The 21,142-nt window shown below is 71.9% G+C and carries 21 protein-coding genes and 1 pseudogene; 11 read left to right on the top strand and 11 right to left on the bottom strand.

The genetic code is table 11. The annotated features are described in order from the left end of the window. Positions 1 to 2: 2 nt before the first annotated feature. Genes AAG827_RS14335 through AAG827_RS14325 form a run of 3 tightly spaced genes read right to left on the bottom strand, consistent with a single transcriptional unit; the run spans position 3 to position 3,958 of the window. Positions 3 to 1,148, bottom strand: coding sequence for an MFS transporter (locus tag AAG827_RS14335; RefSeq protein ID WP_341926765.1), 1,146 nt, complete (start codon positions 1,146 to 1,148; stop codon positions 3 to 5). 24 nt (positions 1,149 to 1,172) lie between these two features. Continuing rightward, on the bottom strand, positions 1,173 to 2,540 hold the full coding sequence (locus AAG827_RS14330) for a wax ester/triacylglycerol synthase family O-acyltransferase (protein ID WP_341926764.1): 1,368 nt from the start codon (positions 2,538 to 2,540) through the stop codon (positions 1,173 to 1,175). Continuing rightward, entirely contained in the window at positions 2,537 to 3,958 is a 1,422-nt protein-coding gene (locus AAG827_RS14325) for a wax ester/triacylglycerol synthase family O-acyltransferase (RefSeq protein WP_341926763.1), read from the bottom strand. The genes AAG827_RS14330 and AAG827_RS14325 overlap by 4 nt, the downstream gene beginning before the upstream one ends. A 101-nt stretch (positions 3,959 to 4,059) precedes the next feature. Here AAG827_RS14325 and AAG827_RS14320 point away from each other — a divergent pair, with 101 nt between their 5' ends. Next, positions 4,060 to 4,803 (top strand): VOC family protein, encoded by a 744-nt coding sequence (locus tag AAG827_RS14320; protein WP_341926762.1) that lies wholly within the window; start codon positions 4,060 to 4,062, stop codon positions 4,801 to 4,803. Here the strand turns inward: AAG827_RS14320 and AAG827_RS14315 are convergent. The 5 genes from AAG827_RS14315 to AAG827_RS14295 all read right to left on the bottom strand — a co-directional run bounded on the left by AAG827_RS14315 (position 4,743) and on the right by AAG827_RS14295 (position 10,922). Continuing rightward, entirely contained in the window at positions 4,743 to 5,693 is a 951-nt protein-coding gene (locus tag AAG827_RS14315) for an NAD(P)-dependent oxidoreductase (RefSeq protein WP_341926761.1), read from the bottom strand. The two genes, AAG827_RS14320 and AAG827_RS14315, sit on opposite strands and share 61 nt — an antisense overlap. Positions 5,694 to 5,860: 167 nt before the next feature. Beyond that, positions 5,861 to 7,174, bottom strand: coding sequence for a UDP-glucose/GDP-mannose dehydrogenase family protein (locus AAG827_RS14310; RefSeq protein WP_341926760.1), 1,314 nt, complete (start codon positions 7,172 to 7,174; stop codon positions 5,861 to 5,863). A 9-nt stretch (positions 7,175 to 7,183) separates the two neighbouring features. Beyond that, the gene (locus tag AAG827_RS14305) at positions 7,184 to 8,347 is read right to left on the bottom strand and encodes an aminotransferase class I/II-fold pyridoxal phosphate-dependent enzyme (RefSeq protein WP_341926759.1); all 1,164 of its coding nucleotides are present in this window, start codon (positions 8,345 to 8,347) and stop codon (positions 7,184 to 7,186) included. 38 nt (positions 8,348 to 8,385) lie between these two features. Then, on the bottom strand, positions 8,386 to 10,392 hold the full coding sequence (locus AAG827_RS14300) for an NADPH-dependent 2,4-dienoyl-CoA reductase (RefSeq protein ID WP_341926758.1): 2,007 nt from the start codon (positions 10,390 to 10,392) through the stop codon (positions 8,386 to 8,388). Beyond that, positions 10,389 to 10,922: a PadR family transcriptional regulator gene (locus tag AAG827_RS14295; RefSeq protein ID WP_341926757.1), complete on the bottom strand. Its 534-nt coding sequence runs from the start codon at positions 10,920 to 10,922 to the stop codon at positions 10,389 to 10,391. The genes AAG827_RS14300 and AAG827_RS14295 overlap by 4 nt, the downstream gene beginning before the upstream one ends. Positions 10,923 to 11,002: 80 nt before the next feature. On the opposite strand from AAG827_RS14295, the gene AAG827_RS14290 reads away from it, so the two are divergent. From AAG827_RS14290 to AAG827_RS14270, 5 genes are all read left to right on the top strand, one after another. Beyond that, complete coding sequence (locus AAG827_RS14290; protein ID WP_341926756.1) at positions 11,003 to 11,458, top strand: DUF4396 domain-containing protein; 456 nt, start codon at positions 11,003 to 11,005, stop codon at positions 11,456 to 11,458. Positions 11,459 to 11,479: 21 nt separating this feature from the next. After that, positions 11,480 to 12,385, top strand: coding sequence for an ABC transporter substrate-binding protein (locus AAG827_RS14285; protein ID WP_341926755.1), 906 nt, complete (start codon positions 11,480 to 11,482; stop codon positions 12,383 to 12,385). A 19-nt stretch (positions 12,386 to 12,404) separates the two neighbouring features. Continuing rightward, the gene (locus tag AAG827_RS14280; protein WP_341926754.1) at positions 12,405 to 13,256 is read left to right on the top strand and encodes an amino acid ABC transporter permease; all 852 of its coding nucleotides are present in this window, start codon (positions 12,405 to 12,407) and stop codon (positions 13,254 to 13,256) included. Continuing rightward, complete coding sequence (locus AAG827_RS14275) at positions 13,253 to 13,990, top strand: amino acid ABC transporter ATP-binding protein (protein ID WP_341926753.1); 738 nt, start codon at positions 13,253 to 13,255, stop codon at positions 13,988 to 13,990. The genes AAG827_RS14280 and AAG827_RS14275 overlap by 4 nt, the downstream gene beginning before the upstream one ends. 69 nt (positions 13,991 to 14,059) lie before the next feature. After that, positions 14,060 to 15,217, top strand: coding sequence for a CaiB/BaiF CoA-transferase family protein (locus tag AAG827_RS14270; protein ID WP_341926752.1), 1,158 nt, complete (start codon positions 14,060 to 14,062; stop codon positions 15,215 to 15,217). A 110-nt stretch (positions 15,218 to 15,327) separates the two neighbouring features. Here AAG827_RS14270 and AAG827_RS14265 read toward each other — a convergent pair whose 3' ends face one another. Next, entirely contained in the window at positions 15,328 to 15,606 is a 279-nt protein-coding gene (locus AAG827_RS14265) for a hypothetical protein (RefSeq protein WP_341926751.1), read from the bottom strand. A gap of 95 nt (positions 15,607 to 15,701) precedes the next feature. On the opposite strand from AAG827_RS14265, the gene AAG827_RS14260 reads away from it, so the two are divergent. From AAG827_RS14260 to AAG827_RS14250, 3 genes are all read left to right on the top strand, one after another. Next, positions 15,702 to 16,154, top strand: coding sequence for an NUDIX domain-containing protein (locus AAG827_RS14260; RefSeq protein ID WP_341926750.1), 453 nt, complete (start codon positions 15,702 to 15,704; stop codon positions 16,152 to 16,154). A 122-nt stretch (positions 16,155 to 16,276) separates the two neighbouring features. Then, a complete protein-coding gene (locus tag AAG827_RS14255) occupies positions 16,277 to 16,471 on the top strand; it encodes a CsbD family protein (protein ID WP_341926748.1) in 195 nt (64 codons plus the stop codon). 57 nt (positions 16,472 to 16,528) lie between these two features. Then, entirely contained in the window at positions 16,529 to 17,218 is a 690-nt protein-coding gene (locus AAG827_RS14250; RefSeq protein WP_341926747.1) for a CPBP family intramembrane glutamic endopeptidase, read from the top strand. On the opposite strand, the gene AAG827_RS14245 is transcribed toward AAG827_RS14250, so the two are convergent. After that, positions 17,201 to 18,109 (bottom strand): NAD(P)H-binding protein, encoded by a 909-nt coding sequence (locus AAG827_RS14245; RefSeq protein WP_341926745.1) that lies wholly within the window; start codon positions 18,107 to 18,109, stop codon positions 17,201 to 17,203. The two genes, AAG827_RS14250 and AAG827_RS14245, sit on opposite strands and share 18 nt — an antisense overlap. Positions 18,110 to 18,316: 207 nt before the next feature. Between AAG827_RS14245 and AAG827_RS14240 the strand changes: the two genes are divergently transcribed. After that, positions 18,317 to 19,867: a DEAD/DEAH box helicase gene (locus AAG827_RS14240; RefSeq protein ID WP_341926744.1), complete on the top strand. Its 1,551-nt coding sequence runs from the start codon at positions 18,317 to 18,319 to the stop codon at positions 19,865 to 19,867. A 79-nt stretch (positions 19,868 to 19,946) separates the two neighbouring features. Here the strand turns inward: AAG827_RS14240 and AAG827_RS14235 are convergent, their stop codons facing one another. Further along, positions 19,947 to 20,696, bottom strand: coding sequence for a MerR family transcriptional regulator (locus AAG827_RS14235; RefSeq protein ID WP_341926743.1), 750 nt, complete (start codon positions 20,694 to 20,696; stop codon positions 19,947 to 19,949). A gap of 156 nt (positions 20,697 to 20,852) precedes the next feature. On the opposite strand from AAG827_RS14235, the pseudogene AAG827_RS14230 reads away from it, so the two are divergent. Next, a pseudogene (locus AAG827_RS14230) lies at positions 20,853 to 21,142 on the top strand (acetyl-CoA C-acyltransferase); the annotation flags it as partial.

The raw sequence follows: 21,142 nt of genomic DNA, 5'->3' as shown, positions 1-21,142 counted from the left end.
GCTCAGAGCCGGGCGCGCGCCTGCTGTGCGGTGAGCAGGGCGCACACGACGGCGAGGCCGGCCAGCAGCGCCGCCACGTCGACGTACGCCGAGAACGACGCGAGCAGCAGCGGCGTCGCGAAGCCGAGGTAGGCGAAGCCGTAGTAGGCCGCCGACACCGTCCCCAGGCGGCCGTCGGCGGCCACGCGCGGGAGGCGCGACAGCCCGCTCGCGAGCGCCAGGCCGCCCCCGGCCCCGAGCAGGCACGCGGCCGGCACGGCGAGCAGGAGCAGGGCCGGTACGGCGGCCGCGGTCGCCGTCGCGGCATAGCCCACGGCCCCGCAGGCCGCGGCCACCGGCGCGGTCCGGGCACCCAGGCGGCCCTGCAGCGGAGCGGCCAGCGCGCCCATGCCCAGGGTCATGCCGGCGAGCAGCCCGGTGAGGGCGACCGGTGCGACCGGGAAGCCGATCAGCACCGGGATGCCCCCCACCGCGCTCGCGGGGAACGCATAGACGCAGACCGCCAACGGGGCGATCACCAGCAGGGCCGTGCGAGCGGTGCCGTCCCGCAGCGGCCAGCGTCCCGCGCCGACCATCCGCACCCGGGGCGTCAGCAGCGTCTCCTCGACGGTCCAGGCGATGGCCACCGTCAGCAGCAGGAACGCCGCGTGCAGCAGGTAGGGCAGCACCAGCGGCCATGGCCCCCACTCACCGATCAGGCCGGCCACGACCGGTCCGATCGCGAAGCCACCGGTCATCGTCACCGCCGCGGTGCGGGCCCCGGACGTGCGGCCGGCCCGGTGGGCGGTCTCGACGAGCCAGGCGCTGCCGATGCTGAAGACCGCGCCGGCACCGGCACCCTGGAGGAAGCGCACCACGAAGAGCAGGGGCTCGCTGGCGGTCGCGGTGACGAAGAGCAGCGAGGCCAGCGCCGACAGGATCGCCGTGGGGAGCACGACGCGTCGCCGCCCCCAGCGGTCGGCGGCGGGTCCGGCCAGGCTGAGCGCGGGCACCAGTCCCAGCGCGTAGACCCCGAACAACGCGGTCAGCGACGTGGACGACATGTCCAGCTCGTCGCGGTAGATCAGCAGCAGCGGGGTCGGGATGTTGGTCCCGGCGGCGACGCCGAGGAGCAGGATCCCGAGACGACGATCCTGGGGCAGCGGCACCCGAGCAGACTAGGCCCAGGGGTCCTAGGGCACGGCGAGCGCCGGAGCGACGAGCGCGTCGAGCTCGGTGAGCAGGTCGGCGAGCAGCAGCCCGACGTCGGGGATCACCTCGACGTCGACGCAGAGCCCGATCGTCACCGTGCCCGCATAGCTGAACATCGCGACCCCCAGGGCGAGGTCGCCCGAGGTCGGTCCCCAGCCGATGGTGCCCGCCAACCGGGTGCCCGCCAGCGTCACCGGGCGGCGTGGTCCGGGGACGTTGGTCATGACGCCGGTGCCCTTGGAGGCGAAGACGTCGATCGCGACGTCCTCCACGACCTGCGGTGCCAGCCCCACCACCTCGAGGATGCCGAAGGCGACCAGGCCCTGGGCCGAGTCCTTCACCCGCCGGGTGCGGCGGGACATCTCCTGCAACCTCTCGTGCCGGTCCGCGGTGGTCAGTGGCAGCGGGACGTAGACCAGGCCGAACTTGTTGCCGAGCTCGGCCGGCAACGGCTGGTCCGGCGGGCGGAGGTTGAACGGGACGATCGCGCGGACGTCGTGCACCGCGCTGCGTCGCCGGACCAGGTGGGCCCGCAGCGCTCCCGCGACGGCGGCGAGGAGGACGTCGTTGACGGTGGTGCCCGAGAGGTGGGCGGCGTCGCGCAGGCTGTCGAGCGGCACGGGCGGTGACCAGGTCACGCTCTTGGGCACCCCGGCGACCCCCCGCAGCGCGGTCTGCCGGTCGGGGGGCATCACGGTGAGCTGCGCCAGGGCCTCCGCGTCGGCGACTGCGGTGCGCGCGAGGTCCAGGACCCGGCCGGGCCGTGCCACCAGGGCCGCGAGCCGCTGCGGGTGCACGAGCGCCTCGAGCAGCTCGTGCGCGACCCCGCCCGCGAGTGCTCGGGTGTGGGCGTCGGTCGCCTCGGGCGCGGTCACCGCCACCGGGTCGACCTCGGGGTCGTCGGTCAGCGACATCAGCATGCGGGCCAGCGCGATCCCGTCGGCGATGGCGTGGTGCATGCGGAAGACCGCCGCGCACCCGGAGCCGTAGCCCTCGACGAGGTAGAGGTCCCACAGTGGCCGGTCGTGCTCCAGCGGCACGCTGACCAGGCCGCTGGTGAAGGCCTCGAGCTCCTGGCGCCCGGCTGGTGGGGTGAGGCGGACCGGATGGAGGTGGTCCTCGAGCTCGAAGTCCGCCACGTCCTCCCAGGAGTAGTGGCCGTGCTCGTGCACGACGCGCTGTCGGAAGCGGGGGAAGCGGTCGATCATCCGGTGCTGGACCAGGGCCCGCAGCGCCGTCCAGTCCAGCACCTCGTCGAACCACATGACCGAGGTGACGACCATCAGGTTGGTCGGACGGTCCATCCGGAGCCAGGCCGCGTCGGCGGGAGCCATCGGGTGGCGCGTCATCGGGACTCCTGGCGAGGGCGACGCGAGCTCGCGACCGCGAGCAGGTCGTCGAAGCCGGACCGGAGCCCGGCGACGAGGACGTCGGCGTCGTGGGTCGAGTCCCGGTCGGTGGTGATGCCGAAGAGGAGGTCCTCGCCGTACGACGTCACCGCGACGCCGATCCTCAGCCGGTCGGCGATCGGGACATAGGGGTAGGTCGCGAGCATCCGCCGTCCCGCGAGGTAGAGCGTCGTGCGCGGACCCGGGACGTTCGTGACCACGGTGGTCAGGTTGCGGTGCGGCACCCGGAACGCGAGGTGCAGGAACGCCGCCACCGCGGGCGGGGGCAGTGCATCGGCGACCGCGAGCGCCCACTGACCTGCGCTGGCCTCGTGCGACTCCTTGAGCGCCAGCGTGCGGGCGGCGACCTCGTAGAAGCGGTCGCGCGGGTCCTCCAGCTCGACCGGCAGGGTGAGCAGCAGCGCGGAGACCTCGTTGTCGAGCGTGCTCGACGACGGTCGACGCACCGAGACGGGGACCAGGCAGCGGACGCTGTCGGGCTCCGAGCCCAGCCCGCGGGCCTGCTCGAGGTCACGGAAGCCCTGCGTGACGGCCGCCAGCACGACGTCGTTGACGGTGCCGCCGAGGCGTTCGCGGACCAGGAGGACGTCGGCGAGGCTGATCCGGGTCCAGCGGAACTCGCGGTCACGGCCGAGCGGGCCCACGAGCGAGGTCGGTGCCGTCGGCACCACCGCGCGGGCGAAGCCGAGGACCCCGTGACCGATCGCTCCGGCCGCGCGGGCCGTCGCGACCGGGTGTCGCACCGTGGCACCGACGGCTCGCGGCAGGCCTCGCAGCTCGCGGGACCGGAGCGCCGCCTGCTCCCGCACCGCGTCGGCGACCAGCCGTGCCGGACCCGGGGGGCGGTCCGGCGCCCACTCCGGCGGCGGTGCGGCGTCGAGGTCGGCCCCCACGGGCGTCTGGTCGAGGATCGTGGCCAACAGGTCCGTGCCGGAGATCCCGTCGGCCATCGTGTGGTGCACCTTCGTGAGCAGCGCCCAGCGGTCGTCCGCCAGGCCCTCGAGGACGACGTCCTGCCATAGCGGGCGGTCGTGGGGGAGTGCCTCGGACAGCACGACACCCGCGACCTCGCGCAGCTCCGCCTCGCCCCCCGGGGCGGGCACGCGCAGGCGGCTGAGGTGGTCCTCGATACGGAAGTCCGGGTCGTCGACCCACACCGGCCGCCCCGCGGCCAGGGGGATCGTCCGCAGGCGCTGCCGCAGCCGGGGTACGGCCGGCAGCTTGCGCTCGATCGCCGCCACGACCTCGGGCTGCGTCGGAGCGGGCCCCTCGAAGATGCCGAGGCTGGCGATGTGCAGGGACGAGTGCGCGTCCTCGACGTGCAGGAAGGCGGAGTCGAGTGCGCTGGTGCGGTCCATGCCCCATGACACCGCCGGTCACGGCTCCGCGTCACGAGGCCAAGGTCCCTCCTGCCCCGCCGTTGGTCCCGCCGTCGGCCCCGGGGACCTACGGTGCTGCCATGCAGCTGGAGAATCTCGTGATCGACGCCGTCGACCCGCGGCGGCTGGGCCGCTTCTGGGAGGCGGTGATCGGCGGAGAGACCCTGACCGACGCACCGGGGATCTACGAGACGCGACTGAGCGTCGAGGGCGGTCCCTGGCTCGACCTGTGCTTCCAGCCGGTCCCCGGGCCCCCGACCGAGGCTCCCCGCCTGCATCCCGACCTGCTCGGCGGCCCGCACCAGGCCGAGGTCGTCGAGCGGCTGCTGGGGCTGGGCGCCCGCCACCTCGACATCGGCCACCTCGACATCGGCCAGGGCGACGTGCCGTGGGTCGTGCTCGTCGACCCCGAGGGCAATCCCTTCTGCGTGATGGAGGACCGGGCAGCGTACGACGGCACGGGGCCGATCGCGGCGCTCCCGCTGCACTCCGCCGACCCGGACCGGGACGCGGACTTCTGGGCCTGGCTCACTGGCTGGACGCACGTGCCCGGTGTCGACGCCCGCTCCCTGCGTCACCCCTCGCTGCTCGGGCCGCTCCTCGAGCTCTGTCCGGAGGAGTCCCCCAAGGGTGCGTCCAAGAACCGCCTGCACCTCGACCTGCGCCTCGAGGCAGGCGAGGACGCCGGCGAGGTCGCGGCCGCGATCACGGCGCGGGGCGGACGCGAGCTGCCGCCGCAGTGGGGCGAGCTGCCGTGGCGGACCTACCTCGACCCGTCCGGCAACGAGTTCTGCGTGCTGCCCGTGTCGTCGGAGTCCGACTGAGGGGAGTCCCCCAGCACCTCGCGCCAGGAGTGCTGCGGCGTCCACCCGAGCAGGTCGCGCGCCTTGTCGATGGCGTAGAACGTCTCGTCGCGCCCCATCTCCCGACGCACCTCGACGCCGTCGTAGAAGCGCTCCCGCACCTCCTGCGTCGTCGCCGACACCGACATGTCGGCGTTGGCGACGTTGAAGACCTCGTAGCCCAGCCCGTCGGTCTCCAGGCAGCGCTGCACCATCGTGCCCAGGTCGCGCACGTCGATGTAGGCGAACACGTTGCGCCGCCGCAGCGCCGGGTCGGCCAGGAACGCCGGAAACGTCTCGGCGTACTCGTGCGGCTCGATCACGTTGTTGATCCGCAGGCCGTAGACGTCGGCGCCGGTGCGGGCCTGGAAGGAGCGCGCGGTCACCTCGTTCGCGACCTTCGACATCGCGTAGGAGTCCTCCGGGACCGTCGGGTGCTCCTCGTCGACCGGCACGTAGAGGGGGCGCCGCTCGCCCTGGGCGAAGCAGATGCCGTAGGTCGTCTCCGACGAGGCGAAGACGACCTTGCGCACGCCGAGCCGGGTCGCGGCCTCGAGGACGTTGTAGGTGCTCAGGACGTTGGTCGCGTAGGTCGCGCTGTCCGCCTTCAGGAGGATCGCGGGCACGGCGGCGAAGTGCACGACCGCGTCGTACGACGGCTGCTCGGGCAGGTCGAGCTCGGCCGCGGTCGCGAGCCCGGCGAGCGCCGAGTAGGTCTCACCGGCGTCGGTCAGGTCGACGCGGAGGTCGGCGACGTCCGGGTGGCCCAGGGGAGCGAGGTCGGCGTTGGTGACGTGGTGGCCCTGCGAGGCGAGGTAGGGCGCCACGTGCTGACCGGCCTTGCCGCTGCCGCCGGTGAAGAAGATGCGCATGGTCGGACGGTACCCAGGTCGGGCGGTACCAACGTCGGACTGGGCCCAGCCGTTCCGGGGGTGCTCCTCGCACGCTAGTGAGAGGGGGCCACGTGGCCCCTTCTCACTAGTGGGCGAGGGGGTCTGTCGGTGAGAGGACCTGGCGCCGTCGGCCGTGGCGGCCTCGCCTAGCGTCGACCGAGCCCCCGCGCGGTCCACCCGGCAGCCCGCCAGGCCTCGAGGTCGAGCAGGTTGCGCCCGTCGAGGACCTGCTTGCGCCGCACGACGTCACCGACGGCGGCCACGTCGACCGCGCGGAACTCCGGCCACTCGGTGAGGTGCAGCAGCAGGTCGGCGTCCTGCGCGGCCTCGATGGCCGAGCCGGCGTAGGAGAGCGTGGGGAACATCGCCCGTGCGGTCTCGGTGGCCTGCGGGTCGTAGACCGTGACGTGCGCGCCGCGCAGGTGCAGCTTGCCCGCGATCGAGAGGGCGGGGGAGTCACGCACGTCGTCGCTGTCGGGCTTGAAGGCAGCGCCCCAGACGCCGATCCGGGCGCGCGTGACGCTGCCGCCCAGCATGGCGGTCGCGATCTGGGCGACGCGGGAGCGCTGGCGCTGGTTGATGTCGTCGACCTGGCGCAGGAACGTCATGGCGTCCTCGACGCCGAGCTCGCCGGCGCGGTGCACGAAGGCGCGGATGTCCTTGGGCAGGCACCCACCGCCGAAGCCGATCCCGGCGTTGAGGAAGCGGCGCCCGATCCGGGCGTCGTGGCCGATGGCGTCGGCGAGGTCGACCACGTCGGCCCCGGCCGCCTCGCAGACCTCGGAGACGGCGTTGATGAAGGAGATCTTGGTGGCGAGGAACGCGTTGGCCGACACCTTCACCAGCTCGGCGGTGGCGTAGTCGGTCACGATCAGCGGCGTCCCGGTCTCGAGGATCGGGGCGTAGAAGTCACGCATCGCCTGCTCCGAGCGCTCGGAGGCGACCCCGAGCACGATCCGGTCGGGCTCGAGGGTGTCCTTGACCGCGAAGCCCTCGCGGAGGAACTCCGGGTTCCACACCAGCTCGGCCTCCGCGCCCACCGGGGCGAGGTCGGCGAGGGCCGCCGCCATCCGCTTGGCCGTCCCGACCGGCACGGTCGACTTGCCGACGATCGTGGCGGGGCGGGTCAGGTGGGGCGCCAGCCCGGTGACGGCCGCCTCGACGTAGGACACGTCGGCGCCCATCGACGAGGGCAGCTGCGGGGTGCCGACGCAGACGAAGTGCAGGTCGGCGAAGGCCGCGGCCTCGGCCATCGAGGCGGTGAAGGTGAGCCGCCCGGAGGCCACGTGCTGGGCGAGCAGGTCCTCCAGCCCGGGCTCGTAGAACGGCACCTTGCCCGAGGTCAGGAGGTCGCGCTTGCGCTGGTCGACCTCGACGCCGAGCACCTCGTAGCCGAGCTCGGCCATGCAGGCGGCGTGCGTCGCGCCGAGGTAGCCACAACCGATGACGGTGATCTTCACGCGCTCACCCTAGGAGTTGCCGGTGGTGCCGGGCATCAGGGCGGTGGCCAGGCGGTGAACGATGGCGGTCAGCCGCTCGGGTGATGTCGCGATGTTGAGCCGCACGTGCCCGGTGAGCCCCGGCTGGTAGTCGTGACCGGCAGCGAGCTGCACCCGGCCCCGCTCCAGGGCGACGGCGGCCGGGTCGTCGTGGCCGTAGGCGCGCAGGTCGATCCAGGCGAGGTACGTCGCCTCGAGGCGCCGCATCCGGGCCTCGGGCAGGTGCTCCGCCAGCAGGTGCGCGAGCAGGTCGCGTTGAGCGCTCAACCGCGCGCGCAGGGCGTCGAGCCACGCGTCGCCCTCGGTGTAGGCCGCGACCGCCGCGACCACGCCGAGCGGCGACCAGGAGTCGTTGCGCACCATCGGCACGTCGGTCAGCCGTCGGTGGGTGGCCGGGTCGTTGCTGACGATCTGCGCGCAGCGCAGCCCGGCGGTGTTGAACGCCTTGGACGCGGCGACGACCGCGACCGCGTGGTCGGCGGTGCCCTCGATCGAGAGGTAGGGCACGTGCTCGGCGCCGGCCAGGACCAGCGGCGCGTGGATCTCGTCGGAGATGACGCGGGCGCCGTGACGCACCACGACGTCCCGGATCCTCTCGAGCTCGACGCGCGTGAAGACGCGGCCCCACGGGTTGTGCGGCTGCGTGAGGAGCAGCGTGCGGGCGCCGTCGGCGAAGGCCCGGTCGAGGCGGTCGAGGTCGATCTCGGCACGCGCGGCGTCGGGGTCGACGAGCAGGTCGACCCGCTCCCGCCCGGTCACCTGGGCGACGTCGAGCTGGGGGGAGTACGCCGGCCCCGGCATCACCATCGCCCCCGGCTCCGACAGCACGTCGAGCGCGACGCGCACGCCGGCCGTCACGTCCACCACGGGTACGACCTGCCCCGGGTCGACCCGGTGGCCGAACTGGCGCGCCGCCCACCCGGCGTAGGCCTCGCCGAGCTCGCCGCCCCCGGTCTCGAACCGGGGATAGCCGGTGACGCCCGCCGCGACGGCCTCCTGCAGCGCGGCCATGACCGGCGGCGCCAGCGCGTAGTCCATCTCGGCCACCCAGGCCGGGATCACGTCGGCGTCGACGGTGCCCCACTTGAGCACGAGGGCGCGGCGGGCTTCGTCGTCGGTGAGGTCGCGGATCATGCGACCGACGCTAGCTGCCGGGGCCCGCCGAGGCTCCGTCAGAGCCCGGCCGCCACCCGCGTGCCCTGCTCGATCGCCCGCTTGGCGTCGAGCTCGGCTGCCACGTCGGCGCCGCCGACCAGGTGCACCGACGCCCCCGCGAGGACGAGGTCGTCGTAGAGCGAGCGCACCGACTCCTGGCCCGCGCAGAGCACGACGTGGTCGACGTCGATGACCTGCGAGACGCCGTCGACGGTGACGTGCAGCCCGGCGTCGTCGACCCGGTCGTAGGACGCCCCGCTGACCTGCACGACGCCCGACTGCTTCAGCACCGCGCGGTGCGCCCAGCCGGAGGTCTTGCCGAGGCCGATGCCGATCGGCGTGGTCTTGCGCTGGATCAGCGTGACCTCACGCACCGGCGTGCGCGGCTTGCGCTCGGTCAGCCCACCGGCGTGCAGCGACGGGTCGCCGACGCCCCAGTGCGACATCCAGTCGTCGAGGTCCTCGGCGGGGTCGTGGGTCAGCCAGACGCTCACGTCGACGCCGATGCCACCTGCCCCCACGACGGCCACGCGCCGCCCGGGCACGACCGCGCCGGAGAGCACGTCGGCGTAGGACACGACCGTGGGGTGGTCGACACCGGGGAAGTCCGGCACCCGGGGGACGACGCCGGTCGCCACCACCACCTCGTCGTACGACGCGAGGTCGGCCGCCGTCGCCTCCTCGCCGAGGCGGACGGTCACGCCGAGCACTTCGAGCCGGCGCGCGTAGTAGCGCAGCGTGTCGGCGAAGTCCTCCTTGCCGGGCACGGCCATCGCGAGACGGAACTGGCCGCCCAGCGTCGCCGACTTCTCGAAGAGCGTCACCTCGAAGCCACGCTCGGCCGCGGACACGGCGGTCGCGAGCCCGGCCGGACCGGCGCCGACGACGGCCACCGTGGCCGCACGCTTGGTCGGGCCGAGGGTCAGCGTGGTCTCGCGACAGGCACGCGGGTTGACCAGGCAGCTGGCCTTGCGGTTCTGGAAGACATGGTCGAGGCAGGCCTGGTTGCACCCGATGCAGGTGTTGATCTCGTCGGCGCGACCCTCGGCGGCCTTGTTCACGAAGAAGGCGTCGGCGAGCAGGGGCCGGGCCATCGAGACCAGGTCGGCCTCGCCGGCGGCGAGGATCGACTCGGCCAGCTCGGGGGTGTTGATGCGGTTGGACGCGCAGACCGGCACCGATACCTCGGCCTTGAGGCGGGCGGTCGCGGAGCGCCAGGCGCCACGCGGGACCTGGGTGATGATCGTGGGGACGCGCGCCTCGTGCCAGCCGATGCCGGTGTTGAGGACGGTCACGCCGGCCTCCTCCAGCCCGTGGGCGAGCTCGGCGATCTCGTCCCAGGTCTGGCCGCCCTCGACGAGGTCGAGCAGCGAGATGCGATACATGATCGGGAAGTCGGCGCCGACCAGCTCGCGCGAGCGACGCACGACCTCCAGCGGGAAGCGCATCCGGTTGGCGGCGCTGCCGCCCCAGGCGTCGGTGCGCTGGTTGGTGCGCTCGGCGAGGAACTGGTTGATCAGGTAGCCCTCGGAGCCCATGATCTCGACCGCGTCGTAGCCGGCCTTCACCGCGAGCGCCACGGACGTGGCGAAGTCGGTCGCCGTGCGGTCCACTGCCTTGGTCGACAGCGCGCTCGGCTTGAAGGGGGTGATCGGGCTCTTGGTGGCGGAGGCCGAGACGCTGAACGGGTGGTAGCCGTAGCGACCCGCGTGCAGCACCTGCAGCGCGATCGCGCCGCCCTCGTCGTGCACCGCGCCGGTCACGTCGCGGTGCCGCATGGCCTGGAGGCGGGTGGTCAGCTCGGAGGCGAAGGGCTTGAGCCAGCCGCGCTTGTTGGGCGCGTAGCCACCGGTGACGATCAGGCCGACCCCGCCGCGGGCCCGCTCGGCGAAGTAGGCCGCCAGGGCCGGCAGGTCGCGCCGGCTGTCCTCGAGCCCGGTGTGCATCGAGCCCATGACGACCCGGTTGCGCAGCTCGAGCGGGCCGAGCGTGATCGGGCTGAGCAGGTGGGGGTAGTCGGTCATGCGTGTGCCTCCAGGTATTCGGTCAGCCACTCGATCCAGAACTCCTCGACGCGGATGCCACCGCGCAGCACGAGGTACTGGTCGAGCTCGAGCCCAGCCAGGTCGGCGGGCCCGTCGGTGTAGTCGCGCTTCATCAGCTGGCGGTAGTGGTCCAGTCGGACGTGGTGGTCGGCGAGGTTGGCGCGGACGACGTCGAGCACCGCGGTGCGCTCGCCGAACGAGGCGCCGCGCAGCTTGACCGCGAGCTCGCTGCGCATGGTGTGGGTGTCGGTCGGCTCGGCGAGCCACGCGGCCAGCACGTCGGCACCCGATGGCGTCACGTCGTAGACCTTCTTGGCGGGCTTGCCGGTCTGGGCCACCTCGGTCACCGAGACCCAGCCCTCGGCCTCCATGCGGCCCAGCACCTTGTAGATCTGCTGGTGCGTGGCCGGCCAGAAGTACCCGATGGACCGCGAGAACCGCTTGGCCAGCTCGAGCCCGGAGCCGGGCTGCTCACGCAGCGCGACGAGGAGGGCGTGGTCGAGGGCCATGGGGCGAGGATGGCAGACCTATGCAACTCGTTGCAAGCCCGTCTTGACACAGATACCCCATGGGGGTATACCTAGCCAGCATGGACGAATCCTGGAAGACCGCGATCACCGCGACCCGCCACTGCCTCACCGGCTGTGCCATCGGCGAGGTGCTGGGCATGGTGCTGGCCACCTGGTGGGGCTGGCACGACTACGCCGCCGTGGCCCTGGCCGTCGGCCTGGCGTTCTTCTTCGGCTACCTGCTGACCTTCCAGGGGCAGCGTCGGGCAGGCGCGACCGTGCGCGACGCCGTGCGTGTGGCGCTCGCCGCCGACACCGTCTCGATCCTGGTGATGGAGGTGGTCGACAACGGCGTGCTGCTCGCCTGGCCCGGTGCCATGGACGCCGGTCTGGTCAGCGTCACCTTCTGGGGCACCCTCGCCGCCGCCCTCGCGGTGGCCTTCGTCGTGACCGTGCCGGTCAACCACTGGATGATCGGACGTGGCAAGGGTCACGCGGTGGTCCACCAGATGCACCAACACCACCACGCCTCCTGAGGCTGGCCCTACGATTCGCACATGCGTCTGCGCCGCACCACCATCGCGACCCTGCCCCTCCTGGCCCTCGCCGCCGTCGCCTGCGCGCCGGTCGACGATGAGGAGACGGCGACCGACACCCCGTCGAGCAGCGGCTCGGAGCCGTCGGACACCGGCGCGACCGAGGAGGTCGACGCGTGCGCGACCGGGTCGCTGCCGACGCTCGAGGCGGGCACGCTGACGATCGGCACGGACACGCCGGCCTACGAGCCGTGGTTCACCGACAACGACCCGACCAACGGGGAGGGCTACGAGTCCGCGGTCGCCTACGCCGTGGCGGAGCAGCTCGGCTTCTCCGAGGACCAGGTCACGTGGGTGACCGTGCCCTTCAACACGTCCTACGCGCCGGGCCCGAAGAAGTTCGACTTCGACATCAACCAGATCTCGATCACCCCGGCCCGCGCCGAGGTCGTCGACTTCTCCGAGGGCTACTACTCCGCTGCCCAGGCCGTCATCGCCCTCAAGGGCTCACCGGTCTCCGAGGTCACGAGCATCGCCGACCTGGCCGACTACAACCTCGGCGCCCAGACCGGCACCACCTCGCTGACCGCGATCCGCGACGTCATCAACCCCGCCAACGACCCGGCCGTCTTCGAGGACACCAACGCCGCCAAGCAGGCGCTGCTCAACGGCCAGGTCGACGGCATCCTCGCCGACCTCCCCACCGCGTTCTACATCTCCGCGGTGGAGATCCCCGACAGCGCGATCATCGGCCAGTTCCAGGTCGAGGACGGCGACGCCGAGGAGTTCGGGATGCTGTTCGAGAAGGGCAGCCCGCTGGTCGAGTGCGTCGACGGCGCCCTGGAGGCGCTCGACGAGGACGGCACGCTCGACGCCCTCGAGCAGCAGTGGCTCTCCGACGTCGTGAGCGTCCCCGAGCTCCAGTGAGCCTCCTCGTGACCCTCTCGTGAGCAGCACCTGGTCCCCGAGCGAGCGGGAGCAGGAGCGGCGCCGGATCCGACGGCGCCAGCGCGCCCGCTCGGTGCTGGTCGCCACGGTGGTGACGCTCGGCGTCTTCGTCGGCCTCGGGGTCGGCATCACGGGCTCGCCCGGTTGGCCCAGCGTCCAGGAGCTCTTCTTCAACGGCTTCCACGCCCGCGAGTCCTTTGACGCGGTGCTCGAGGGCTTCTGGATCAACGTCAGGCTCTTCCTGATCTGCCAGCCGGTGATCCTGGTGCTGGCACTGGCCGTCGCGCTGGCCCGGACCGCTCGCTCGGCCTGGCTGGTGCCGGTGCGGCTGCTCGCGGCGCTCTACACCGACGTCTTCCGCGGGATCCCCACGATCCTGCTCGTCGTGCTGCTGGCCTTCGGCATGCCGGCGCTGCGGCTCGAGGGCATCCCCACGAGCGCACTCTTCTGGGCCGGCGTCGCACTGGTCCTCTCCTACGGCGCCTACGTCGCCGAGGTCTTCCGCTCCGGCATCGACTCCATCCACCCCTCCCAGATCGCGAGCGCCGAGGCGCTGGCGCTGAGCCGTGCGCAGACGATGCGCCACGTCGTGGTGCCGCAGGCCGTGCGACGCGTCGTACCTCCCCTGCTCAACGACTTCGTCTCGCTCCAGAAGGACACCGCGCTCGTGGCCGCCGCCGGCATCTTCGACGCGGTCTTCGCGGCCCGCGACTACGGCAACTTCAACTTCAACTACACCCCGCTCGTGGTGGTGGCCGGCTTCTTCGTCGTGATGACCGTGCCCCTGGCGCGCTTCACCGACTGGCTCCAGCGCCGCTACGCCGAGCGTGAGAGGGCCGGTGCCCGATGAGCGCGCTGCTGGAGGTGCAGGGCGTCCGCAAGACCTACGGCGACCGCGTGGTCCTCAACGACGTCTCGCTCGACGTCGACGCCCACGACGTCATCTGCCTGATCGGCTCGTCCGGCTCGGGCAAGTCGACGCTGCTGCGCTGCATCGACCTCCTCGAGGACATCGACGACGGCGTGATCCGCTTCGACGGCCGTGAGATCTCCGACCCGCGCGTGGACCCCCGGGAGGTGCGACGTCGCATCGGCATGGTCTTCCAGGCCTACAACCTCTTCCCGCACCTGAGCGTGCTCGACAACTGCACGCTCTCGCCGCGCCGGGTCCACGGCCTGTCCAGGCGGGAGGCCGAGGACCGCGCCCGCGACCTGCTGTCGACCTTCGGCCTGGCCGACCACGTCGACAAGCACCCCGACCGGCTCTCCGGTGGCCAGCAGCAGCGCGTCGCCCTGGTCCGGGCGCTGTGCACGCGTCCCGACCTGCTGCTCCTCGACGAGATCACCGCTGCCCTCGACCCCGAGCTCGTCGGCGAGGTCCTGACCATCGTGCGCCAGCTCGCCGAGCGCGGCACCACGATGATCCTCGCGACCCACGAGATGAGCTTCGCCCGCGAGGTCGCCACGTCGGTCTGCTTCCTCTCCGAGGGCCGGATCCTCGAGCAGGGCCCACCGGCCGAGATCTTCAGCAACCCCCGCGAGGAGCGCACCCGCCAGTTCCTGCGCCGCGTGCTGCCGGGCTGACGTCCGTCTCTGCGGACACGTCGCGGACCAGCCGTTGACCTTGACAGTAACTCTGTCATCATCGGCGCCATGACCTATGAGCTGGGCAAGGGGACAGGGCCGCTGAGCGGCGTGAAGGTCGTCGAGATCGCCGGGATCGGCCCCGGGCCGCACGCGTGCATGATCCTCGCGGACCTCGGCGCCGACGTGATCCGGATCGAGAGGCCGGGCGGCCAGATGCTCGCCGGCGGCGCCACGATGCTGCTCAACCGCGGGCGACCCAGCGTCGCGCTCAACCTCAAGGACCCCGAGGCGGTCGCCACGGTCCTGGAGCTCGTCAAGGACGCCGACGTCGTCGTGGAGGGCATGCGACCCGGGGTCACCGAGCGCCTCGGCCTCGGCCCCGACGACTGCTTCGCGGTCAACGAGCGGGTCGTCTACGGCCGGATGACCGGGTGGGGCCAGACCGGTCCGCTCGCGACCGCCGCCGGTCACGACATGAACTACATCGCCATCACCGGCGCGCTCTTCGGCCTCGGGCAGGACAAGTCCCGCCCGCACTTCCCGACCAACCTCGTGGGCGACTTCGGCGGCGGGTCGACGTACCTCGTCATCGGCATCCTCGCCGCCCTCCTGGAGTCGAAGCTCTCCGGCAAGGGCCAGGTCGTCGACGCGGCCATCGTCGACGGCACGGCGCACCTCAACGCGATGACGTCCGCGTTCGTCGCGAGCGGCGGCTACACCGAGGAGCGGGGCGCCAACCTGCTCGACGGCGGCGTCCCGTTCTACGACATCTACGAGACGTCGGATGCCAAGCACCTCTCGGTGGGCGCGCTCGAGCCGCAGTTCTTCGACGCGCTCGTGACCATCCTCGGCGTCAAGGACACCTGCCCGGGCCAGCACGAGCCGGACAGGTACGACGAGATGCGCGCCGTCCTCACCGAGACCTTCGCCTCCAAGACGCAGGCGGAGTGGGTGGAGATCTTCGAGGGCACCGACGCGTGTGTCGCCGGCATCATCCCGATCACCGAGGCCGCCGAGCACCCGCACCTCAAGGCGCGCGGCACCTTCGTCGAGAAGGACGGGATGGTCCAACCCGTCCCCGCGCCGCGCTTCTCGCGCACCGAGGCCACGCTGACCCTGCCGCCGTCGCGCGAGGCCGGCGAGCACACCCGTGACGCGCTCACCGCCTGGGGAGTCGCCGACGTCGACGGGCTGATCGAGCGCGGGGTCGCCGTGCAGGTGTGAGGGCGGGTGGGACGCGGCGGCCGGGGCGCGGAGGCCCGGACGCGGAGGCCCGGACGTCATACGGACCGTGTCTGCGACTCCACCATCCGTATGACGTCCCGGGGCAGGCGTCAGTCGCCCGCGAGCTCCTTGCGCAGCGCGATGACCTCCGCGAGCGCCTGCTCCGCGGTGACGGTCGCGATCGTGAGCGCCCGCAGCAGCGTGGCGACGTCGACCTTCTGCCGCACGGCCGGGCTCCGGCCCGCCTCGTCCAGGTCGAGCCCGAGGTCGCCGATCTGGCGGAGCTGCTCCTGGAGCTCCGCCAGGCTCTGGTGGCCGGTCCGCGACGCGATCCGGGTGTCCCGGTCGGCCTTCTCCGCCGGGGTCCTGCTGGTCTTGAAGAGACCCATGCCGGTCTCCGTCCTGGCTCGGTCGTCTCCCGAAGGTCGGGTGCGTGCAGCGTAGGCCCGCCACTCGCCGCTCGTCCGGCGCCTACGCTCGGCGGGTGCCCATCGACAGGTCCGTCATCCGCGTCAAGGCCATGCTGATCGCACCGAGCTCGGATCGCACTGCCCACGCCGTGACCCTCAACCCGCCCACCGCGGAGAACCCGGCCGGCTACCACCGGCTCATCGGTGGCGGGGTGGAGCTCGGCGAGACCGCCCACGAGGCGGTCCGACGTGAGGTGGACGAGGAGCTCGGCGCCGTGGTGCGGGACCTGGCCCTCGTGTCCACGGTCGAGAACATCTTCCGGATCGACGGGGTGCTCGGCCACGAGGTGGTGTTCCTCTACTCCGGACGGCTCGACCCGCAGCCGGTGGCGTCGGGAGCCGTGCTCACCGAGAGCGACGGGAGCGTCGTGCCGGTCGTGTGGCGTCCGATCGACGACGGCGACGAGCCCCTCCCGCTCTTTCCCGCCGCGGTCGTCCCGTGGGTGCAGCAGCTCATCCTTCGGTGAGATCGCCATCTCTTGGCGGATTCTCAGGCCATCCGATGCGTGACGCCGCCTACCAGCGGGTATCGGTGGACATGAGGGCGCTCCGCTCGGAGCACCTGACGCACTCACACCGGAGGTACACCATGGGACTGGGCGACAAGATCAGCAACAAGACCGAGGACCTCACCGGCAAGGCCAAGGAAGGCACCGGCAAGGCGACCGGCAACGAGAGCCTCGAGGCCGAGGGCAAGGGCGACCAGGCCTCTGCCTCGATCAAGGACGGCGTCGAGAAGGTCAAGGACGCAGCCTCGGACGTGAAGGACGCGTTCAAGAAGTAGGCACCTGAGCATCCGTTCACCCCTCGCCCGTAAAGTTTCGGTCGAGGGGTGATCTGTGTGCGGACCTGGCTCGAGCGATCGTTGTGGGACGTCGTCCCACGCGACCACCGACAGACCCCGAAGGCGCTGAGGCGCCGCCAGCTGGTGACGATCGGCTTCGTGCTGCTCGGTGCCGTGGTGCTCGGGTTCTCGATCCGCATCGAGCCCGGCAGCACCACCTTCTACGGCGCGACCCTGGGTCTCGCTGCCGTGTGGACGATCGGCGCCTTCGCCTCCGGGCCGCTGCACCTGGGGCGCATCACCTATCGCGACGCGCACGTGCGCCCGATCGTCACGCCGATCCTGATCGGCCTCGGGATCGCCGGCATCTTCGTGGTGGGTGGCCTGATCGTGCGGCAGATCGACTTCCTGGAACGCCAGGTCAGCTCGGTCCTCGACTTCGCCGACCAGGGGTCGGTGCCGATCCTGGTGGTCATCACGGCGGTCAACGGGGTCGCCGAGGAGCTGTTCTTCCGCGGTGCGGCCTATGCCGCGATCACCCGGCACCCCGTGCTGTGGACGACGATCGCCTACTTCGTCGCGACGCTGGCCACCGGCAACGTGATGCTGTCCTTCGCGGCCCTGCTGCTCGGGGTGATCGTCGGGCTCCAGCGCCGTGCGTCAGGCGGGATCCTCGCGCCGATCCTGACCCACTGCACCTGGTCGCTGTCGATGCTCCTCGTGCTGCCCCTACTTTTTGGCGCGTGACCGCTTCGGGCCCGACTCCTCGATCGCCAGCCGGACGGCGTCGGCGTAGGTCATCGGCTCGCCGGGCACCACGTCCTTGATGCTGTGGTCGGTGACGATCACCTCGGTGCCCATCGAGTCGATGAGGTTGCGGCCGGTGGTGACGTCGACGTTGGTGACGAACGAGATCCAGTAGGACGAGAGCTTGGGCGTCAGCACGGGGACCTTGACGACCGCGACCTTGCGGCCGTTCATGACCTCGGCGGCCTGCTGGAGCATCTCGATGTAGGTCAGCTGCTCGGGACCGCCGATCTCGAAGACCCGTCCGAGGGCATCGGGGTGGTCCACGACACCGGCGAGGTAGCGCACGACGTCGGTGATGCCGACCGGCTGGGTGCGCGTCGCGGCCCACTTGGGCACGACCATCGCCGGGAGGTTCTTGACGAGCTGGCGCGTCATCTCCCAGGAGATGCCGCCCGCGCCGACGACGATGGCGGCCCGCAGCACGGTGACCGGCACCCCGGCCTCACCGAGCAGCGTCTCGACCTCGCGTCGCGAACGCAGGTGCGCCGACAGGTCGTCGCCGTCCGCGCCGAGGCCGCCGAGGTAGACGATCTGGCGGACACCGGCATCGGCTGCTGCCTTGCCGAACGAGGTCGCGGCCTCCGCGTCCTTGCGCTCGAAGTCGTCGTCGTCGAGGGAGTGCACGAGGTAGATCGCGACGTCCACGCCGTCCAGGGCCGGGCCCAGGGTGGCGGCGTCGTCGACGTCGGCACCCACGGGGGTGCCGGGGCCGTCGTACGACGCAGGGCGGCGCGTCATGGCGCGCACCTCGTGGCCGTCGTCGATCAGGGCGGGCACGAGACGGCGGCCGACGAAGCCGGTGGCGCCGGTGACCAGGACAGTGGGCATGTTCACACCCTAGGCGTGTCTGCTAATTCACGGCCGGAGGCGTGCGTGCCCTACTCTCGAAACAGCAGCTCGTCCAGTCTTACCTCGAGCTCCCGCGCAGATCGGAACTTCGCGTCTCGCTGCGCCCCTCCTTCGTGAGGCACATGCTTCTTCCCCGCCGCCGGCGGGACGGCTTGGTGAGACACACCAACGTAAGTGACTTCTTCTGTGAACTCCGCATCTTTCGCCGACCTCGGCGTCCCCTCCTCCCTCGTCGCGATCCTGACCGAGCAGGGCATCACCGTGCCCACGCCGATCCAGGCCGCGACACTCCCCGACTCCCTGGCCGGGCGCGACGTGCTCGGCCGCGGCCGCACCGGCTCCGGCAAGACCTACGCGTTCCTGCTGCCGCTGGTGGCGCGCCTCTCGGCGCAGAAGGGCAACCGCGTCTCGGGGATGCCCCGCGCGATCATCCTCGCCCCGACCCGCGAGCTCGTCGGCCAGATCCACCAGGCCCTGCAGCCGCTGGCCTCGGCCGCCGGCCTCAACGCCATGACGATCTTCGGTGGCGTCGGCCAGAACCCCCAGGTCGCCAACCTCAAGCGCGGCGTCGACATCGTCGTCGCCTGCCCCGGTCGCCTCGAGGACCTCATGCAGCAGGGTCACTGCGACCTCGGCCGCGTTGAGATCACGATCCTCGACGAGGCCGACCACATGGCCGACCTCGGCTTCCTGCCCGCCGTGCGCCGGATCATGGACAAGACCCCGCAGTCGGGCCAGCGGATGCTCTTCTCCGCCACGCTCGACAAGGCCATCGACGTGCTGGTGAAGCGCTTCCTGCACTCGCCCAAGGTGCACGAGGCCGACTCGGCGCAGTCGCCGGTCTCCAAGATGGACCACCACGTCCTGCACGTGGCCCGCGAGAACCGCATCTCGGTCCTGGTCGACCTGACCAGCGCCCCCGGCCGCACCGTGGTCTTCACCCGCACCAAGCACGGCGCCAAGGCGCTGGCCCGTCAGCTCAACAAGTCCGGCGTCCCGTCGGTCGACCTGCACGGCAACCTGAGCCAGAACGCCCGCACCCGCAACATGGAGATGTTCCACTCCGGCAAGGCCACGACCCTGGTCGCGACCGACATCGCCGCGCGTGGCATCCACGTCGACGACGTGGCCCTCGTGGTCCACGCCGACCCGCCCATGGAGCACAAGGCCTACCTGCACCGCTCGGGCCGCACGGCGCGCGCCGGTGCCGCGGGCACCGTCATCACGCTGATGACCGACGACCAGGTGCGCGACGTGCGCCAGCTGACGCGGGCGGCCGGGATCAACCCGACCACCACGCGCATCGACAACGCCTCGCACCCGATGCTCACCACGCTCGCCCCCGGCGAGCGCACCGTCGTCGTCGGCGGCATCGAGCTCGACCGGCCCGCCGGCACCTCGCGCCCCTCGGGCGAGGGCCCCAGCGGTCGTCAGCGCAGCACCAAGCGCAGCGGCTCGGCCCCCGCCTCCTCCGGTGGTGGCCGCAACCGCGGTCGCTCCGGTCGCTCGGGCGGCTCCTCCACGCCGTCGTCCTACTCGACCTCCACCCCGGGCTCCGGCTCCGGCGGCTCCACCGGTGGCAAGGGCTCGGCGCCCAAGTCCGGCGGCCAGGGTGGTCAGGCCGGCCAGGGCAGCAAGCGCTCCGGCGGTCGTCCCGCCGGCGGCGGCCGCTCGCGCGGCGGCTCGTCCTCGGGTGGCAGCCACACCGCCGCCTCGTTCAGCTCCGGTCGTCGCTGACCCCAGCGCCTGACCGACACCGCAGCGCCCGTCACCTCACGGTGACGGGCGCTGCGTCGTCGTACGGCGGTGGGCGGTGTCAGTCGCGCCGCTGCGCCTTGCGCTTGATGTTCTCCCGCTTGGTCTCGTCCATGCCGGCCTCGTAGGCCGAGACGAGGCTGGCGATCGAGAGCGGCTTGAGGCGCTCCACGACCTCCTGGATCGTCTCGGGGGAGGCGCCGGACTCCTGGTAGACCGGCCACACCATGCGGCGGAACACGTCGTAGAGCTCGTGCGCGATCTCCTGGCCGTGGCGGCGGTAGATCGCGGCGGAGGCCATCGCGGCCTCCAGCGGGAAGCCGAGGTCGAGCAGGCCGAGGCCGACCGAGAGCTGGGAGAGCGCGACCTCGTAGTGGCCGCGCTTGCTCGGGAAGACGATGCCGAGCGCGGTCAGGATCTCGAGGTCGTCGTCGCTGAGCGTGCGGTCGGTGCGCTGCTCGAGCTCGGTGCGGGAGAGCTCCACCGGCAGGTCGGCCTGCCAGGGCGCGAGCATCGAGCGACGCAGCGCGATGTCCTCGGGGCTGGCGTCGTCGGGCAGCCCGGCGACGTACTTCTCGATGGCCGACAGCGTGAAGCCGTGGCTCTGGAGCTCCTGCACCAGCTCGAGCCGGGCGACGTGGTCGGGGGTGTAGTAGCCCGAGCGGCCCCGGCGCAGCGGCGGAGGGACCAGGCCCTTGGTGGTGTAGAAGCGGACGTTGCGCACGCTCATGCCGACGCGGTTGGTCAGCTCGTCGAGCGTGAGCAGACCACGCAGCTCCTCGACCTGGTCGGCGACGGACTCCGAGGTCATCGACGCCTCCTTCCGAGTGCGTGCAGGGGGGTGCAGCGGGCGTGAGTCAGACCACATCCGGTCTGCCCTTGACGATACTGACAGTAATAGTGTCACAATCAAACGTCGTCCGACTCCTTCGGACGCAGGCACGTGCAGACAACACCGAGGACGGTCATGGCAGAAGCTTTCGTGTACGACCACATCCGTACGCCGCGTGGCAAGGGCAAGGCCAACGGCTCCCTCCACGAGGTCAAGCCCGTCGACCTCGTGGTCGGCCTGCTGGACGCGGTCAAGGACCGCAACCCCGGCCTGGACCCGAGCCGCATCGACGACGTCGTGCTCGGCGTCGTGTCGCCGATCGGCGACCAGGGCGGCGACATCGCCAAGACCGCGGCGCTCGCGGCCGGCTACCCCGACACCGTCGCGGGTGTGCAGCTCAACCGCTTCTGCGCCTCGGGCCTCGA

The sequence above is a fragment of the Nocardioides psychrotolerans genome (genome assembly GCF_943371775.1).
Classification (GTDB): domain Bacteria; phylum Actinomycetota; class Actinomycetes; order Propionibacteriales; family Nocardioidaceae; genus Nocardioides; species Nocardioides psychrotolerans_A.
Note: the sequence above shows the minus strand (reverse complement) of the source record. Positions and strands in the feature narration are given on the sequence as shown.

What these genes read in the sequence shown, in the direction of transcription:
- AAG827_RS14330 (WP_341926764.1), bottom strand. Translation starts at nt 2,540, where the DNA reads ATGACGCGCCACCCGATGGCTCCCGCCGACGCGGCCTGGCTCCGGATG.
- AAG827_RS14325 (WP_341926763.1), bottom strand. Translation starts at nt 3,958, where the DNA reads ATGGACCGCACCAGCGCACTCGACTCCGCCTTCCTGCACGTCGAGGAC.
- AAG827_RS14320 (WP_341926762.1), top strand. Translation starts at nt 4,060, where the DNA reads ATGCAGCTGGAGAATCTCGTGATCGACGCCGTCGACCCGCGGCGGCTG.
- AAG827_RS14315 (WP_341926761.1), bottom strand. Translation starts at nt 5,693, where the DNA reads ATGCGCATCTTCTTCACCGGCGGCAGCGGCAAGGCCGGTCAGCACGTG.
- AAG827_RS14305 (WP_341926759.1), bottom strand. Translation starts at nt 8,347, where the DNA reads ATGATCCGCGACCTCACCGACGACGAAGCCCGCCGCGCCCTCGTGCTC.
- AAG827_RS14300 (WP_341926758.1), bottom strand. Translation starts at nt 10,392, where the DNA reads ATGACCGACTACCCCCACCTGCTCAGCCCGATCACGCTCGGCCCGCTC.
- AAG827_RS14295 (WP_341926757.1), bottom strand. Translation starts at nt 10,922, where the DNA reads ATGGCCCTCGACCACGCCCTCCTCGTCGCGCTGCGTGAGCAGCCCGGC.
- AAG827_RS14290 (WP_341926756.1), top strand. Translation starts at nt 11,003, where the DNA reads ATGGACGAATCCTGGAAGACCGCGATCACCGCGACCCGCCACTGCCTC.
- AAG827_RS14285 (WP_341926755.1), top strand. Translation starts at nt 11,480, where the DNA reads ATGCGTCTGCGCCGCACCACCATCGCGACCCTGCCCCTCCTGGCCCTC.
- AAG827_RS14275 (WP_341926753.1), top strand. Translation starts at nt 13,253, where the DNA reads ATGAGCGCGCTGCTGGAGGTGCAGGGCGTCCGCAAGACCTACGGCGAC.
- AAG827_RS14270 (WP_341926752.1), top strand. Translation starts at nt 14,060, where the DNA reads ATGACCTATGAGCTGGGCAAGGGGACAGGGCCGCTGAGCGGCGTGAAG.
- AAG827_RS14265 (WP_341926751.1), bottom strand. Translation starts at nt 15,606, where the DNA reads ATGGGTCTCTTCAAGACCAGCAGGACCCCGGCGGAGAAGGCCGACCGG.
- AAG827_RS14255 (WP_341926748.1), top strand. Translation starts at nt 16,277, where the DNA reads ATGGGACTGGGCGACAAGATCAGCAACAAGACCGAGGACCTCACCGGC.
- AAG827_RS14245 (WP_341926745.1), bottom strand. Translation starts at nt 18,109, where the DNA reads ATGCCCACTGTCCTGGTCACCGGCGCCACCGGCTTCGTCGGCCGCCGT.
- AAG827_RS14235 (WP_341926743.1), bottom strand. Translation starts at nt 20,696, where the DNA reads ATGACCTCGGAGTCCGTCGCCGACCAGGTCGAGGAGCTGCGTGGTCTG.